General features: G+C 38.4%; 10 protein-coding genes. All 10 read left to right on the top strand.

Translation table 11 applies throughout. The annotated features are described in order from the left end of the window. The first annotated feature begins 9 nt into the window (after positions 1 to 9). The 10 genes from JM83_RS04100 to bglX all read left to right on the top strand — a co-directional run bounded on the left by JM83_RS04100 (position 10) and on the right by bglX (position 16,975). Positions 10 to 1,071: an NAD(P)/FAD-dependent oxidoreductase gene (locus tag JM83_RS04100; RefSeq protein WP_144959625.1), complete on the top strand. Its 1,062-nt coding sequence runs from the start codon at positions 10 to 12 to the stop codon at positions 1,069 to 1,071. 21 nt (positions 1,072 to 1,092) lie between these two features. Continuing rightward, positions 1,093 to 1,428, top strand: a complete 336-nt coding sequence (locus tag JM83_RS04095) for a 2Fe-2S iron-sulfur cluster-binding protein (RefSeq protein ID WP_144959623.1) — start codon at positions 1,093 to 1,095, stop codon at positions 1,426 to 1,428. 88 nt (positions 1,429 to 1,516) lie between these two features. Next, positions 1,517 to 4,270, top strand: a complete 2,754-nt coding sequence (locus JM83_RS04090; protein ID WP_144959621.1) for a triple tyrosine motif-containing protein — start codon at positions 1,517 to 1,519, stop codon at positions 4,268 to 4,270. A 286-nt stretch (positions 4,271 to 4,556) separates the two neighbouring features. After that, positions 4,557 to 7,631, top strand: coding sequence for a SusC/RagA family TonB-linked outer membrane protein (locus JM83_RS04085; RefSeq protein ID WP_186434944.1), 3,075 nt, complete (start codon positions 4,557 to 4,559; stop codon positions 7,629 to 7,631). A gap of 10 nt (positions 7,632 to 7,641) precedes the next feature. After that, entirely contained in the window at positions 7,642 to 9,189 is a 1,548-nt protein-coding gene (locus tag JM83_RS04080) for a RagB/SusD family nutrient uptake outer membrane protein (RefSeq protein ID WP_144959619.1), read from the top strand. Between the two features lie 22 nt (positions 9,190 to 9,211). Beyond that, complete coding sequence (locus JM83_RS04075) at positions 9,212 to 10,921, top strand: LamG-like jellyroll fold domain-containing protein (RefSeq protein ID WP_144959617.1); 1,710 nt, start codon at positions 9,212 to 9,214, stop codon at positions 10,919 to 10,921. 125 nt (positions 10,922 to 11,046) lie between these two features. Then, positions 11,047 to 12,405, top strand: coding sequence for a glucoamylase family protein (locus JM83_RS04070; RefSeq protein ID WP_144959615.1), 1,359 nt, complete (start codon positions 11,047 to 11,049; stop codon positions 12,403 to 12,405). A gap of 116 nt (positions 12,406 to 12,521) precedes the next feature. Then, positions 12,522 to 13,895: a glucoamylase family protein gene (locus JM83_RS04065; protein WP_144963680.1), complete on the top strand. Its 1,374-nt coding sequence runs from the start codon at positions 12,522 to 12,524 to the stop codon at positions 13,893 to 13,895. A 10-nt stretch (positions 13,896 to 13,905) separates the two neighbouring features. After that, positions 13,906 to 14,613 carry a prolyl oligopeptidase family serine peptidase gene (locus tag JM83_RS04060; protein WP_144959613.1) on the top strand — a complete coding sequence of 236 codons (708 nt, stop codon included), beginning with the start codon at positions 13,906 to 13,908 and terminating at the stop codon, positions 14,611 to 14,613. Between the two features lie 10 nt (positions 14,614 to 14,623). Then, positions 14,624 to 16,975, top strand: a complete 2,352-nt coding sequence (gene bglX, locus JM83_RS04055) for a beta-glucosidase BglX (RefSeq protein WP_261376335.1) — start codon at positions 14,624 to 14,626, stop codon at positions 16,973 to 16,975. Positions 16,976 to 17,015: the final 40 nt, after the last annotated feature.

Below are 17,015 nucleotides of genomic sequence, written 5' to 3'. Positions count from 1 at the left end.
TGAAAAAGAATGATTAAATCAGATATTATTATAATCGGCGCCGGACCCACAGGTTTGTTTGCCGTGTTCGAGGCGGGATTGCTTAAACTTAAATGTCATTTAATAGATGCCTTGCCTGTTCCTGGTGGGCAATGTGCCGAGATCTATCCCAAAAAGCCAATTTATGATATTCCCGGATTTCCAGAAATATTGGCGGGAGATCTGGTAGGCAACCTTATGGAACAAATAAAGCCATTTCGTCCTGGTTTCACCTTGGGGGATCGAGCGGAAACTCTCGATAAACTTGAGGACGGCACATTTATGGTTACTTCCTCTAGGGGAGTTAAACATACTGCACCCGTTGTTGTAATTGCAGGGGGCTTAGGCAGTTTCGAACCTAGAAAACCACCAATCCCTTCAATAGCCAATTTTGAAGATAAAGGAGTCTCCTATATTATTAAAGATCCAGAAGTTTATAGGGGTAAATCTGTGGTAATCGCGGGCGGAGGAGATTCGGCTTTAGACTGGTCTATTTTTCTGTCCAATATTGCAAAGGAAGTCTCTTTAGTGCACCGAAGAAGGGATTTTAGGGGAGCCTTGGATTCCGTGGAAAAAGTAGAAGAGTTATCCAAGATTGGGAAGATCAATTTAATTACCGATGCTGAAGTTGTAGATCTTAAAGGGGATAATCGTTTAGAGGCTGTTGTTATTCGTCATAAAGGGAATGTTGCAGAAGAAGAAGTAAAACCTACAGATCATTTTATTCCGTTATTTGGGCTGTCCCCAAAACTAGGCCCAATAGGCGATTGGGGTTTGGAAATCGAGAAAAATGCGATCAAGGTAGATAATACTTACGATTATCAAACAACTATTCCTGGAGTTTACGCTATTGGGGATGTAAATACCTATCCTGGAAAATTAAAGCTGATCCTTTGTGGTTTTCATGAAGCTGCTATTATGTGCCAGAGCGCGTACCAACGAATCTACCCAGAAAAGAAGTATGTTATGAAATATACTACGGTAAGCGGGATAAACGGATTTGATGGTTCTAAAAAGGAAGCGAAACGCGAAGTTGTTAAAAGTATAAATTAAGGATTTCAGTTTTTTCAAGATATGTCTGATATTAAAATTACCATAATAGATAGAGGAGGTGAAGCTCACAATGTAGTAGCGCCCATAGATATGAACATGAACTTGATGGAGATAGTGCGCATGCATGAATTGGCTCCAGAAGGTACAATTGGTATCTGCGGCGGAATGGCGATGTGCGCGTCCTGCCAGTGCTATGTTTTAAGTCATGAACATTTGCTTCCTGAAAAGAGCTACGAAGAAGAAGACATGCTGGATCAGGCATTTTTCGTACAAGACAGTAGTAGGTTAAGTTGCCAGATTCCAATAACTGCAGAACTGGAAGGTTTGGAAGTTAAATTGGCGCCGGAAACCAGTTAGAGATTAAAATAGCCTCTGGTCAAAATTAAAATCGATCGAAATTTCTTTTTTTCTTTACCTTGCATTTCATCTATTGTAATTACAGGTAATGATAAGAAACTCAATAATTCTATTTCTTTTCACGATTTCTATCTCTGCCCAAGAGATTAGTCCTTATTTTAAAAACTACAACAAACAGGATTACAAAGGGGAAAACTCCAATTGGGACATCTCGCAAAATTCCGAAGGCACAATTTTTATAGCCAATGGCACCAATCTTCTCACCTTTAACGGGGATTTTTGGCAAAAATACAAACTGCCAAACCCATTTACAATTCGTTCTGTCAAGGTTATAAATGACACTGTTTATACCGGTTCCTATCATGAATTCGGCTACTGGCTCAAAAACGCTAAGAACGAACTGGTGTATACTTCCTTGAGTTCTTCGGTAGCACCCAAATATTTTGATAATGATGAGATCTGGAAGATTATAGATTTTAAGGATAAGATCCTATTTCAGTCTTTTGGAAAACTGTATGTTTTCAGTAAAAAGGATCATCGAATTATGGTCATACCTTTTGGTGAGATCTCTGCTGTTTATAGTTTTTATATAGGCGATACCCTTTACATTACCACAAAGAACAACGGACTCTATAAATTGAAAGATGGGGGCATAGCGTTTATAGATTGGAGTACGCCATTAAAGGAATATACCATTCAGAGTTTGGTTTCATTTAACAATGGCCTTCTTATAGCTACCCAACTAAACGGTTTATATTTTTATAGGGATGGGAGTTTAAGTAAATGGGAATCTTCCTTGGATGCTAAATTCGAGAACCTGGAAATAAATAATTTAAAGATTGTAGATGGCTTTGTTTGTATTGGGACCATTAACCATGGGCTCCTAATATTGGATTCTAAAGGACATTATAAATATGTTTTTAATAAAGGAAATGGTTTTCAAAACAATACCGTAATTCGGCAGTTTATAGATAATGACAATAATCTATGGTTGGCCTTGGATAATGGATTGAGCAAGATCCACCTTTCCAAGGACATATACGCTTTCAACGATAAATCTGGGGCATTGGGCACTGTGTACTCCATTATTTCAGATAACGATCAACTTATTTTGGGCTCTAATCATGGGGTTTTCTATCTTAAAAATGGAACACTCGATTTTTTGAAATCTTCTAATGGGCAAGTATGGAATTTAACACGGGTTGAAAATGAAATAATATGTGGCCACAATAATGGAACATTTATCATTAAAAATGGTGATTTTAAGCAGCTTAATGATATAAACGGAGGAATGGATTTTGTTAAGATCCCACATTCCAGCTATTATATACAACCCAATTATACAGGTGTGGCAAGATATCGAAAAGTGAACGGCGAATGGTTGTTCTCGAGGTACCCTGAAATAAACTTTCCGGTTAATAAAGCTTATTTCGATGAAAACAATACCCTTTGGATTGAGTCTGCATATAGAGGTATTTTTCAATTTTCACTTTCCGAAAATCATGAAAACCTTATTTTAAAAAGAGAAATAAAGTCTAAGCAGACTCAATTATTTGCTGTAGGGAACAATATTTTCCTGTCGAGGAACAAAACCATCTTGAAATACGATTCTGTGAACGACACCCTGGTGCAAGACAAAGTCCTAGAGAAAAAACTAAGGCCATTTAATGAGATTGCTGCTTTAAATAAACAGCTTGTGGTTTCCAAAAGCACGGACGCATTCAAAATTGTGGATATCCCTACCGGAAAGCGTTTTAATCTCAACGATGATCTTATTTACAGCAGGATTATTAAGAATTTTCGAAGCGCAGTTACCATTGGATCTTATATATACGTATTTATGGACGATGGGTTTTTAAAAATCGCTATTTCTGAAATAGATCTAAAAACAGTTCCCGGGAAAGCCTATATCGAAAAGGTATTTATTAATGGGGAGTTGTCAGATCTAAAAGACAATGATGAAATTGCATATAATAAAAACGCCATTGGTTTCTGGTTTTCCAGTAAGGATCCCGGGAAACTTTCCCTTCCTGTTTATACTTATAAGCTGGAGGGTTATGATAATTCTTGGTCTACTCCATCCAAATCCCATCTGGTTTCCTACAACAACCTCCCACCCGGCAGGTTTGTTTTTAAGGTTAAAAATAATGTGAAATTAGTGGAAAGTGACATTTCAAGCTTCAGCTTTAAAATTCTTCAACCATGGTTCCTACGCGGTTGGGCATGGGGAATCTATGTCTTTATTCTTATGGTGATTTTTTACCTAATTCACTTATATAACAAACTAAAATTCGTTAAACGCAAGAGGGCTTATGAGAAAGAATTGGGATATGAACAAAAACTTGTGATCCAACGCCAGAATTTTGAAAACAGTAAAAGGATCACGCAACTGGAGCAGGATAAGCTACGTGCCAAACTGAAAGCCAAAAGTAAGGAATTGGCCAGTTATGCAGCTTTAATGGCAAGGAAGGAGGATATTCTTACCGAAATGGAGCAGGAAATCAATAAATCCAATATCAAAAAGGATAATGAAAAGCTCTATTCAAAATTAATGGATATCAAAGATAGGCAATCCAATTCCCAGGATGAGTGGAAGTTGTTCGAGCGAAATTTCAATGAAGTTCATGACGACTTTTTTAAAGTATTGCAAAAAAAATATCCCAGTCTTACCCCTAAAGATCTAAAACTTTGTGCTTATTTGAAAATGAATTTAAGTTCAAAGGAGATCGCCCCTTTAATAGGAATAACTTTTAGAAGTATAGAGTTACATCGTTATAGGTTAAGAAAGAAATTTCATCTCTCCAAAAGCCAAAACCTAGTTAAATTTCTTATGAAAATGTAAAGGCTTCGTTACGAAAACGTTGTAAATTCTATTTTTTAACCACATCTTTTCCACATCAAATCATATTTTCACATTCAATAATACTTTATTTATTTTTTATAATAAACTAATAATCAGTAAATTAGTATTTCTAATTAACTTGATGTGTCTGGTTATACCAAAAAAATCTTAAAAACTTCCCTCATAGGTTAATTTTATTACAATTCTTTTCTGGGAGTGATATTTATCTCAAATGGGGAGGAAATATAATGCACGATTTCCGAAATTATTTAAAACACCTGTGTTTATGAAAACAAAACCAACGTTATTATGTTTGCTTCTTTTTCTAGCGAATATGCAGTCTTTTGCACAAGAACGTATAATTAATGGAACAGTAACATCGGAGCCGGGGGGGGTGTCTCTCCCAGGTGTGAATGTTGTGGTTAAAGGTACTTCCAAAGGAACCATAACCGATTTTGATGGCAACTATTCCATAAGCGCCACAAATAGTGATATCCTGGTATTTAGTTTTTTGGGATTCGAAACCAACGAGCTTAGTGTAGGTACACAAAACACTATAAATGTGATAATGACAGAAAGCGCTTCTGCTTTGGGGGAAGTGGTTTTAATTGGGTATGGCTCTCAAAAGAAAGCAGACTTAACGGGGTCAATTACCACTATTAAAGCTGAAGATATCACAAGAACCCCTTCTGGTGCTGCGATGCAATCCTTACAAGGTAAAGTGGCAGGTTTGCAAGTGGTAAGCAGTGGTGCTCCAGGTACGGCACCTACCATTCGGGTACGTGGTCTTGGGTCTTACACAGGAGGTGGGGCTTCCGATCCGTTATATGTTGTGGATGGTGTCTTTTACGATGATATTAACTTTTTGAACAGCGAAGAAATTGAAACCATTTCAGTGCTTAAAGATGCATCGGCATCTGCTATTTATGGGGTAAGAGCTGCAAACGGTGTAGTGCTTATTCAAACTAAATCTGGGAAAAAGAATCAGAAACCTCAAATAACTTATAATGGTTATCAAGGTATGCAAATTGCGCAAAATGTTGTCAAATTATCAAATGCTGAACAATTTTCCACCTTAGCGAGAGAATCTGGTTCTGCTGCGGAAGCTAGTTTTATAGAAAATGCCATGCAACGTTATGGACGTAGCAGAATTAACCCCAATATTCCTGCTGTTAATACAGATTGGTACGATTTGATTTTACGCGATGCCCTAATACAAAATCACAGTTTAGGGGTTACGGGAGGCTCAGAGAGCGTTACCTATTCTTTAGGATTAAGTCAATTTGAACAAGAAGGTATTTTGAGAATGAAAAATGATTATGAGCGATTTAATATAAGGTCTAAAATAAATGTTGATATAAGCGATCGACTAAAAGCAGGTGTTTCAACACTTTTAAGCAATGCTACCAGATACCGCCCGGAAGATGGGGCTTTTAGTTCTGCATATTTTGCGGTGCCAATAATGCCCGTTCTGGATCCATCTAAAACCGACGCATATCCCAGACCCTATGCAAATGCGCAGGATTTAGAGTATAGAGGGCCACAAAACCCATTTCCTTTAATGGAGAATACGGAGAACAGGAATAAAATACGGAATACCTTAATGACTTTTGATTTAAGTTATCAACTGATGCCTGATAAACTAACTTTTAAAACGGCATATTCTCATAATTTCGAAACCTTGGAAACAAGAGAAGTAAGGCTCCCTTATTTTTTCGGTACTGGAGATGCTTTTAGGAAAAATGCCGAATTGATTAAAAGAAATGAAACGTTTTCTGAACAAACATGGGACAATACCTTAACATATAATGATGATTTTGGAAAACATAACTTGACAGTTTTGGCAGGTACATCTTTTAGGGATAGGTCTTGGGAACAATTGGAAATAAAAGGAGTAAATTTCCCGAATGGTCCTGGAATTGGTGATGAATCTTATTTCCTGGACTTATCTGAAACAATTGATGTAACCGAGGGAGATAACGGTGACAGAGCTACTGGAGATAATGGAGTAAGACAATATTTCTTCTCCTATTTTGGACGTGTTGCTTATAATTTTGATGATCGTTACTTATTGTATGGAACCTTTCGAGCAGATGGTACCAGTAAATATCAGGAAAAATGGGGCTATTTCCCTACCGTTGGTATAGGTTGGGTAATTTCAGAAGAATCATTTATGAAAGACAATGGTGTATTGGACTTCTTAAAACTGAGAGCTAGTTGGGGGGAATTGGGAAATGCCAATGTAAATGCAAGTACCGGGGGCATAACTTCCTCAGAGGTTACTGCCGCTTTTGGAGATGTCCGATATCCGGGATTGGTTACCAGTAGTGATTTTGAAGCTTTAAAATGGGAGGTAACTGCGGAAACAAATGTTGGAATTTCAGCCAGATTATTTGAAAGTCAATTATCTGTCGAGGCTGATTATTTTACGAGGGAAACTAGGGATGCTATTATACCTGTTTCAAGGCTTTTAGTGCAAGGATCAACCAGGCAGAATGTGGGAATCATTGAAAACTCTGGATTTGAGTTTGATTTAAATTGGAATAAGCGGGTTTCAGAAGATTTTTCTTACAGTATTGGGGCAAACTTTTCTACTCTTAAAAATGAAATATTGGATTTAGCAGGTCAGGAAAATTTGACCACTGGTGGAGATGTCGCGCAACGAAGCGTTGTAGGTGGGAGCATAAATTCTTTTTATGGACTTGAAGTTGCAGGAGTATATCAGACCCCAGAAGAAATTCAAGCGGACCCTGCTGCGCAAAAGGCCATTGCAGATGGAGATTCCAATATGCCGCCAGCTGTGCAACCTGGAGATTTTAGATTTGTGGACCATAACGGAGACGGGATTATTGATGCACAGGATAGAGTTGACCTGGGTTCTTTTTTGCCATCCTATACTTTCGGTTTTAATTTCGGGCTTAACTATAAGGCTTGGGATTTTTCTTTAAATGTCATCGGCCAGGGAGGCAATGTTATAGCAAATATGAAACGTTTTGCTATCCGCCAAACACCAGATCCTAATATTGACAGGGATTTTGCTATTAATCGCTGGCATGGTCCCGGAACTTCAAACGATTACCCATCTGCAAGAGGTATAAGAAATCCATGGAGCAATCAATTCCTTAATAGCTTTTTTGTTGAAAAAGGGGATTTTGTTAGACTTCAAAATGTAACTTTGGGTTATACATTACCCCAATTTCAAGGGAAATTCAATCCTGATATTCGTTTGTATGTTACTGCGGAACGCCCATTAACTTTCTTTGAATACAATGGCTTTACGCCCGAGGTTTCAGATGGTAGGGACAATCAAACCTATCCTATCCCAGGGGTATATACGTTCGGTGTAAATATTAAAATTTAAAAAAATAGCTATGATATATTTAAAAACAAAACAATTGCCTGTTCTGTTGGCATTGCTGGGCATGCTGCTAACAGGCTGCTCAGATGAATTGGACCAACCAGAGCTTAATAATAATTTTGCTGGGGGAACAGATTTTTCGAAAACCGATGATATGATTTTCTCTCTCATTGGCGTCTATCAATCTGTTGCTGATAGAGGTTGGGAACAACCATTGGTGGTTTCTACCCGAGGTGATGATGTGAATGCTGCTGGAGATCAACAAGGTCTTAAAAATCAAGACCGCTATGTATATGATAATTCATTTTTTGGTTCAAGAACTTTATGGGAAACCTATTATGATGATATAATTGGCGCCCATACTGGTATGGAGCAAATAGAAAGATATATGGAATTTGCAGATGAGGAGGGCAAGGCCTTGGGAGAACAGTATATCGCAGAAGCAAAAGTTTTAAGGGCTATATTGCTTTTTCAATTGTCACAAGTTTATGGAGCAGTTTTTATTCCAGAATCCTCTAATCTTAATGACTTTGCAAATGTAACTTCAGTGCCCTCAAAAGATGAGGTGATGCAGCATATATCCGATCAAATGGATGAAGCAATTCTATTTTTGTTAGATATGCGACCAAACGAGCGTACCGATTTACCTGGAGGTGTAACAAAATATACAGCTTTGCATATCAAGGCTTTAGCTAACCAAGAATTAAAAGATTATCAAGCAGTGGCAGATGCTACGGGGCAAATTATAAGTTCCGGCAAGTTCAGCCTTTTTCCAGATTTTTATGAACTTTTTAAAACTCCCGGAAAACTAAGCAATGAAAGTCTTTATGAATTTCAATACTCCGATTTTGGCGTTGGTACAGGGGATCGGGTAAGCCATCAATATGACCCTTATGGCCCCAACGGTTGGACGCCAACTGTGACTGGTGCTAGTGCCGGATGGGGATTCTTCGAGCCGAGTATGAAATATGTTAAGTTTATGTTGGATAGGGGAGAAAAAGAACGTTTGGAAACTTCGGTCTTGTTTACTCAAAATGGTATTGATAGTATTATCAACACAACCTCTTATACAGCAGCAACATTACCATCTTTTGTATCTCCGACCACTAGGGATGGGGATATCCTTAGAGATAATGCAAGGCATATCTTTTCTAGTGGGAAACATTATTTGCCAAGTAATCAATTAATTCCTGGACGTACTGCCTATGGAAGTAATAAAAATTACATAGTTTACCGTTATGCCGAAACACTTTTAATGTATGCCGAAGCATTATTACAAGGAGCTTCAAACTCTGCCATGAGTGCAGATCAAGCAGTAAATTTGGTTAGGGAAAGAGCAGGACTAATGCCAGTAAGCGGTGTGACTTTAGATCAACTTGTCGATGAAAAATATGCAGAACTTGCCATGGAGTGGGGCAAACGTTTTTTTGATATGGTTAGACTAGGAAGGTATGAAGAACTGAGTTATGAAGGTAGGACCTTTACAGCGGATAAAGCCTTTGTACGATATCATCAGGATCAAATAGATGAATTTCCCATATTAGGTGAGATATCTAATTAATACTAACGAAAAAATCAAAAAAATGAAAAACATAGATAAAATTTTTATAGGATTGTTTTCTATATTACTGATGTTTTCTTCATGTAGTGATGGAATTGACCCAATAACAGCAGTAGATTCAGGGCCCGATCAAGGCGCTCCTGAGGTTACTATTATCGCTCCGGCAGAAGGAAATACTATCAAGGTGTTAGATGAAATTTCCAGTATAAACATTAAATTCAAAGTAGTTGATGATATTGAAGTTGCTACTATTGAAATATTGGTAGACGGTAATATGATCGCTTCCATGAGTGAATTCAAAGACTACCGCATTGTCAACGATGAGGTGGTCTTTAATAACATAACCAATGGGGAACATACCGTAACGGTTAAAGCAACTGATATTGAAGGGAATGTTACTACAAAAACTGTGAATTTCAGTAAAGAACCACCTTATACCCCCAAATTTGAAAACGAGTTTTTGTATATGCCTTTTGATGGGGATTATGTGGATCTTATAACCTTGAAGAGTTCTGATGTTACCGGGAATCTTGATTTTGCCGGAGAAGCTTTTCTTGGTTCAAATTCTTATACGGGTTCACCGGATTCTTATCTAACTTTTCCCTTTGACGGATCTGTAGGGACAGAATTCACCGCCTCTTTCTGGTACAATGTAAGCGGAGATCCTGATCGTGCAGGTATTTTAGTCGCCGGAGACGATGAGGACCGTATGCAGGGATTCAGGCTTTTCCGAGAAGGGAATGCAGACGAGCAGCGAATAAAATTAAATGTGGGGACTGGTAGTGCCGAGATATGGAATGATGGAGGGACTTTAGATCCAAATACCAATGAGTGGGTTCATATAGCCTTTACGATAACAACTCAGGAAACCATTATTTATATAAATGGAATGCCTATGAATACTGGAAATATGGGTGGAATGGCTATTGACTGGACTGGTGTCGAAAAGTTAACCATTGGTTCCGGAGGTGAAACTTTTAGCTACTGGGGCCACAAATATGATTCAAGTTCCCTGGATGAATTGAGAATGTTTGATGCAGCCCTTTCCCAGGAAGAAATTCAGGCACTTATTAATGCATCTTCTGAAACTCTCAAAATTTCTTTTGATGGTTCTTATCAAGACGATATTTCAAATCGTGAAATTACCGTGGTAGGAACTCCAGACTTTGCCGGTGATTCAGCTGAAGGAAGCAATGCTTATGCCGGGGCGTTAGATTCTTATTTAACCTTACCAAGTGAGGGTTTGTTGAGCCAAAATTTCAGTGCGACATTCTGGTATAAGGTAAATGCAAGTCCAGATCGTGCGGGTATTATTGTAATTGGCCCTGAAGACCCGGAAAATACTGACTCTCAGAACAATCGCACTAGTGGTTTTAGGCTTTTCCGCGAAGGTAATGCAGAAGAACAAAGAATTAAACTGAATGTTGGAACTGGTGAAAGTGACAGTTGGAATGATGGAGGGGTGATTAATGTGAACGCTGGAGAGTGGGTCCATGTGGCATTTACAATTTCTGAAACCGAAACGGCAATTTATCTTAATGGTGATTTGGCTAATACTGGTACATTAGCCTCACCCATAGATTGGACAGGGACAGATTTAGTTAGCATTATGTCTGGCGCCCCTCGTTTTACTGAATGGGGACACCTATCTGATACCAGTTTTATGGATGAACTTTCTTTTTACAATAAAGTACTTACTGAAGCTGAAATTGAAGCCCTTATGGCGCTATAATTCCATAATCAAATCTCCCGGAGACTTCTTCCGGGGGATTTCGATTTTCAATTTATTTATACTGTTATTTAAAAATTTCTGTAACCAACCATAGTATGTTTGAAGGTGCGGAGAAATAAAGAATTATGCTAAACTTATCCAAATCATTGTTTTTTGCGGGATTTTTATCGCTCATTTCCTGTGCCAATGATTCTGGCCCCGGTTATCAGGAGCCTTATGTTCCAGATCCAACAGATGAAGGTCAAGCTGAAGTCCCTGTACTTACAGATAATGAACTATTGGATCTCGTTCAGGAAAAAACCTTCAATTACTTCTGGGATTTTGCTGAACCCACTAGAGGGATGGCCAGGGAAAGATCGCAGGATGATGCGTATGGTGGTCAGGGTACAGATATAGTTACCACAGGAGGCTCAGGTTTTGGCATAGCTTCTTTTCCCGCTGCCGTGGAACGGGGCTGGATTACTAGAGTTGAAGCCTTATCAAGGTTAGATGAAATTCTCAATTTTCTTGAAGAGGTTCCTACTTATCACGGCGTTTATTCCCACTGGTATCTGGGAAGCACCTCTCAAACAAGGCGTTTTAGTGAACTGGATGATGGGGGCGATCTGGTAGAAACCGCATTTTTAATACAAGGTTTGCTTATAAACCGTCAATATTTTAATGGCGATGCTGAAACTGAAATTGATATAAGGTCAAGGATCACAAAAATTTGGGAAGCTGTAGAATGGAATTGGCATACACAGGGCGAAAATGTACTTTATTGGCATTGGTCGCCTACTTATAGTTTCCAGATAGGCCTTAAGATCAAGGGATGGAATGAATCTTTAATAGTTTATGTGCTGGCAGCTTCTTCGCCAACGTTTCCAATTGAGAAAGATGTTTATGTAGAGGGTTGGGCCTCCAATGGGGCAATTGTCACCAATAGATCACATTATGGTATAGATATGCCATTGGGCCCAAGTTATGGAGGGCCATTGTTCTTTAGCCATTATTCCTTTTTAGGGTTGGATCCCAGAAATTTACAAGACCAGTATGCCAATTATTGGAAACAAAACACAACTCATAGCCTTATTAATTATGAATATACCGTGCGCAATCCCAAAAATTTTGAAGGCTATGGTGAGAATTCCTGGGGCTTGACCGCTTCAGACAGTCGAGACGGTTATGCCGTGCATAGCCCTACAAACGACCTTGGGGTAATCGCACCTACCGCCGCTTTATCATCTTTTCCCTATACTCCGGAAAAGTCTATGGCAGCACTAAGATATTTTTATGAAGAATTAGGAAATAACCTATGGGGGGAATATGGATTTTACGATGCATTTTCTGAAGAATATAACTGGTATGCAGATGGCTATCTCGCCATAGACCAGGGACCTATTGTAGCAATGATCGAAAATTATAGAACAGGTTTGTTATGGAAGCTTTTTATGGCAGATGAAGATGTACAAGCTGGACTGGACAAGCTCGATTTTTCCTATTAAAAATTTGTTTTTTTTATTTGGACAAACATCTTAAATACGACAGACCTCACAGGTTTCAAAAACCTGTGAGGTCTAAAAAAATGAAATCCGAAAAAACAACCATTAAAGACACTCAAATGTTTCGAACGAATTTTTTACTACTTACCATAAGCATCCTGTTTTTTTCAGCTTGTAAAAATGAAGTAAAAGAAAACAACAGGGATATTGCCGAAAATGATCCTCAAAAAAAGGAACTTTCAGAAGAAGCACTTTTGGACACTGTCCAGAAACAAACCCTAAAATATTTCTGGGACTATGCAGAGCCTAATTCCGGAATGGCCAGGGAACGCTATCACCCAGATGGCAATTATCCTCAAGACGACAAGAATATTGTGACCACAGGTGGCACAGGATTTGGATTAATGGCTTTGATCGCAGGGATAGAGAGAAATTTTATTCCTAGAGAAGAAGCTGTAAAAAGACTCGATAAAATCGCTGATTTCTTGGCAGAGGCAGATAAATATCATGGAGCCTGGTCTCATTGGATAGATGGGGAGACAGGAAAAACCAAAGCTTTTGGGCATAAAGATAATGGGGGAGATCTAGTAGAAACCTCGTTTTTAGCACAGGGATTTATTGTGATTAGGGAATACTTTAAAAATGGAAATGAAGAGGAAAAAGCTGTTGCAGCTAAATATGATGAACTTTGGAAAGGTATAGAATGGAATTGGTACACCAATAAAAAAGATATGCTATACTGGCACTGGTCCCCAGATTATAACTGGGAAATGAATTTCTCGTTAGAAGGGTATAATGAGACTTTGATCACGTATGTCATGGCGGCTGCATCACCAACCCATCCCATCTCTGGAGATGCATACCATAAAGGATGGGCTAGGAACGGAACCATAGTTTCTAAAAATTACAAGTATGGTTTGCCTCTTATATTAAAACATAACGGTGCTGAAGAATTTGGAGGACCACTTTTTTGGGCACATTATTCTTATTTGGGATTAAATCCGAAGGAACTTTCAGATGAATATGCAGATTATTGGGAATTGAATAAAAACCATGTAAAAATAAATTATCTGTATAGCATTGAAAACCCTAATAATTTTGAAGGTTATGGTGAAAATATTTGGGGATTAACCGCTAGTTATACCAAAAGTGAAGATGGTAGCATTGGTTACACCGCTCATTCCCCTACGAATGATAGTGGTGTAATCTCTCCTACCGCATCCATTAGTTCTATTCCATATACACCAAAAGAATCTATGGCCGCACTGACTTATTTTTATAACGATCTTCATGATCTTACCTGGGGTCCGGCAGGTTTTTATGATGCTTTTAGCTTGGAAGGGGAAGACTGGGTAGCACAACGATATTTGGCAATAGATCAAGGGCCACAAGTAGTTATGATAGAGAATTATAGATCTGGCCTTATTTGGGCTCTCTTTATGGGGGCCGATGAGGTAAAGCAAGGGTTGGATAAACTAGGATTTAAATATTAAGAATATCAATATGAAAAAATATGTGTTTTTATTTCTACTAGTAGGTGTTTATTCATCTTCATTTTCCCAAGTCTCGGAACATACATTTGATGAAAAAGTGGAAATTCCGGTAAAGCTGGATTATATTCTATACACTCCAGATGGATATGAGGATTCTAAAGAAGACTTTCCACTAATCGTATTTCTTCATGGGGCGGGAGAGCGGGGAACAGATCTTTCCAAAGTTGCTGTACATGGCCCATTGCAATATATTAAAAAAGGAAATAAAATTGATGCTCTTATATTGGCTCCCCAATCTCCTGACAGCGTTTACTGGCAGCCCCATGAAATTGCTGCCCTTGTAAAAAAAGTGATCAAAGAAAACCGAATAGATAAAGACAGAGTATATCTCACAGGTTTAAGTATGGGAGGATACGGAGTTTGGGCCACCGGAGGGGAATATCCCGAACTTTTTGCCGCAATGGTGCCAATATGTGGCGCAATATACAGGCCTATCTATAGAAATATTTCACATATTAAAGATATGCCTATTTGGGTCTTCCATGGCGCTTTGGATGATGTGGTCTTACCAGAAAACAGTAATAAAATGGTAAAAGCTCTAAAGGATATAGGTAATGATGTAAAATATACCCTTTACCCATTTGCAAATCATAATAGCTGGACAGAAACCTACAATAATCCAGAACTATACGAGTGGTTGTTAGCTCAGAAAAAATAAAAGTTGAAAAATGAAAGAATTACATAAAAAGATCCCAATGTTGAAAAAAATTCTGATTGTAATAGCTGTTTTTAGTTGTTCCATCACTATAAATGCTCAAGATAAAACTACCATAGATCATTCAGCTTATAAGGCCGATGAGGTTGAAATGGATCATAAAATAGATTCCTTACTTTCTGTAATGACACTAACCGAAAAACTTGGTCAGCTAAATTTGCCTTCTTCCGGGGATATTACCACCGGCCAGTCCAAAAGTTCGGATGTTGCCAAAAAAATAAAAGAAGGAAAAATAGGGGGCTTATTTAATATAAAATCTGTAGAAAAAATAAAAGAAGTTCAAAAGATCGCAGTTGAGGAAAGTCGACTTAAAATACCGCTGATATTTGGAATGGATGTGATCCATGGCTACGAAACTACCTTTCCTATTCCACTAGGATTATCAACTTCCTGGGACATGCCTTTAATACAAGAGACAGCAAGAATTGCAGCAGAAGAAGCCAGTGCAGATGGTATTAACTGGACCTTTTCCCCTATGGTGGATATTTCCAGGGATCCAAGGTGGGGACGCGTTTCTGAAGGTAATGGGGAAGATCCTTTTTTGGGTGGTGAAATAGCAAAAGCCATGGTACGAGGATATCAAGGGGATGATCTAGGCAAGAACAACACCATACTTTCTACTGTTAAGCATTTTGCCTTATATGGTGCTTCCGAAGCTGGGAGAGATTATAATACGGTAGACATGAGTAGGATACGGATGTATAATGACTATTTTCCGCCCTATAAAGCGGCCATAGATGCCGGAGTAGGCTCCGTTATGGCATCCTTTAATGAAGTAGATGGAATTCCTGCAACCGGGAATAAATGGTTGCTTACAGATGTTTTAAGGGATCAGTGGGGTTTTTCTGGTTTCTTGGTGACAGATTATACCGGGATCAATGAAATGATAGATCATGGTATGGGGGATCTTCAAACGGTTTCTGCTTTGGCTTTGAATGCCGGTGTAGATATGGATATGGTGGGAGAAGGATTTGTTTCAACCCTAAAAAAATCATTGGATGAGAATAAGGTCTCCATCGAGAAAATTGATGCTTCTGTGAGACGGATCTTAGTGGCAAAATATGAACTGGGTTTATTTGAAGATCCATATAGGTATATTGATGTAAATAGGGCCAAATCAGAAATATTTACTTCAGAAAACAGAGCTTTTGCTAGAAAAGTGGCGGCTCAATCCATGGTCTTGCTCAAAAACGAGAATAATCTTTTACCGATTAAAAAGTCTGAAACCATTGCAGTTATTGGTCCCTTGGCAAATACCAGTGAGAATATGGCGGGAACCTGGAGTGTGGCAACCCCTCAGGATAAATCTATTTCTGTGCTTCAAGGAATTAAAGAAGTGATAGGAAGTTCTGGTTCTGTATTATATGCAAAAGGAAGTAATCTCTCTTACGATAAAGGATTAGAGGAACGAGGAACCATGTTTGGCAAGGAGATCCCTAGAGATGGTAGATCTGATGAAGCTCTTCTAAAGGAAGCACTAATTATAGCTTCGAAGGCCGATGTTATTATTGCAGCGATTGGTGAATCTGCAGAAATGAGTGGAGAGAGCAGTAGTCGAACAAATATTTCTATTCCTCAGGCTCAAAAAGACCTGCTTCAAGCTTTGCTTAAAACAGGAAAACCGGTGATCTTGGTGTTGTTTAATGGTCGCCCCTTAGTTCTTACAGAAGAAAATGAAACGGTGCCTGCGATCCTGGATGTTTGGTTTGCCGGGACTGAAGCAGGTTATGCCATTGCAGATGTTTTGTTTGGAGATGTAAACCCTTCGGCAAAAATTACGGCTACATTTCCTAGAAGTGTAGGACAAATCCCTATTTATTATAGTCATAAAAATACAGGAAGACCCCTTCTTGGGAATTCCGAAGGGAAATTTGAAAAATTCCGTTCAAATTATATCGATGGGCGTAACGAACCATTATTCCCATTTGGTTACGGTTTAAGTTATACCAACTTTAAATATGATAATCTAAAATTAAGCTCCGAAAAGATCCGAAAAAATGAGACTTTAGAGGTTTCTGTAACAGTTCAAAACACCGGCAATTACGATGGAAAGGAAATTGTGCAATTATATATACGAGACTTGGTAGGATCTATAACCAGACCTGTTAAACAGTTAAAAGGATTTCAAAAGATCACATTGAAAAAAGGAGAAACCAAAACAGTAAGCTTCAAATTAACCGTAGAAGATCTGAAATTCTATAATTATGAATTAGATTTTGTTGCAGAGCCTGGAGATTTTGAAATTTTTGTTGGTACCAACTCAGATGAAACATTAATGTCAAAATTCGAGCTAGTTAAGCAATAGGTTAGAAAATACGTTTTTCGTCCAGCAAGGTCTCGACCAG

Origin of the sequence: Gillisia sp. Hel_I_86 (assembly GCF_007827275.1) — a bacterium.
Classification (GTDB): Bacteria; Bacteroidota; Bacteroidia; order Flavobacteriales; family Flavobacteriaceae; genus Gillisia.
This window is presented reverse-complemented; position numbering and strand designations above follow the sequence as displayed.

Excerpts from the sequence above, each read along its gene's own strand:
- JM83_RS04100 (WP_144959625.1), top strand. The coding sequence starts at position 10 with ATGATTAAATCAGATATTATTATAATCGGCGCCGGACCCACAGGTTTG.
- JM83_RS04095 (WP_144959623.1), top strand. The coding sequence starts at position 1,093 with ATGTCTGATATTAAAATTACCATAATAGATAGAGGAGGTGAAGCTCAC.
- JM83_RS04090 (WP_144959621.1), top strand. The coding sequence starts at position 1,517 with ATGATAAGAAACTCAATAATTCTATTTCTTTTCACGATTTCTATCTCT.
- JM83_RS04085 (WP_186434944.1), top strand. The coding sequence starts at position 4,557 with ATGAAAACAAAACCAACGTTATTATGTTTGCTTCTTTTTCTAGCGAAT.
- JM83_RS04080 (WP_144959619.1), top strand. The coding sequence starts at position 7,642 with ATGATATATTTAAAAACAAAACAATTGCCTGTTCTGTTGGCATTGCTG.
- JM83_RS04075 (WP_144959617.1), top strand. The coding sequence starts at position 9,212 with ATGAAAAACATAGATAAAATTTTTATAGGATTGTTTTCTATATTACTG.
- JM83_RS04070 (WP_144959615.1), top strand. The coding sequence starts at position 11,047 with ATGCTAAACTTATCCAAATCATTGTTTTTTGCGGGATTTTTATCGCTC.
- JM83_RS04065 (WP_144963680.1), top strand. The coding sequence starts at position 12,522 with ATGTTTCGAACGAATTTTTTACTACTTACCATAAGCATCCTGTTTTTT.
- JM83_RS04060 (WP_144959613.1), top strand. The coding sequence starts at position 13,906 with ATGAAAAAATATGTGTTTTTATTTCTACTAGTAGGTGTTTATTCATCT.
- bglX (WP_261376335.1), top strand. The coding sequence starts at position 14,624 with ATGAAAGAATTACATAAAAAGATCCCAATGTTGAAAAAAATTCTGATT.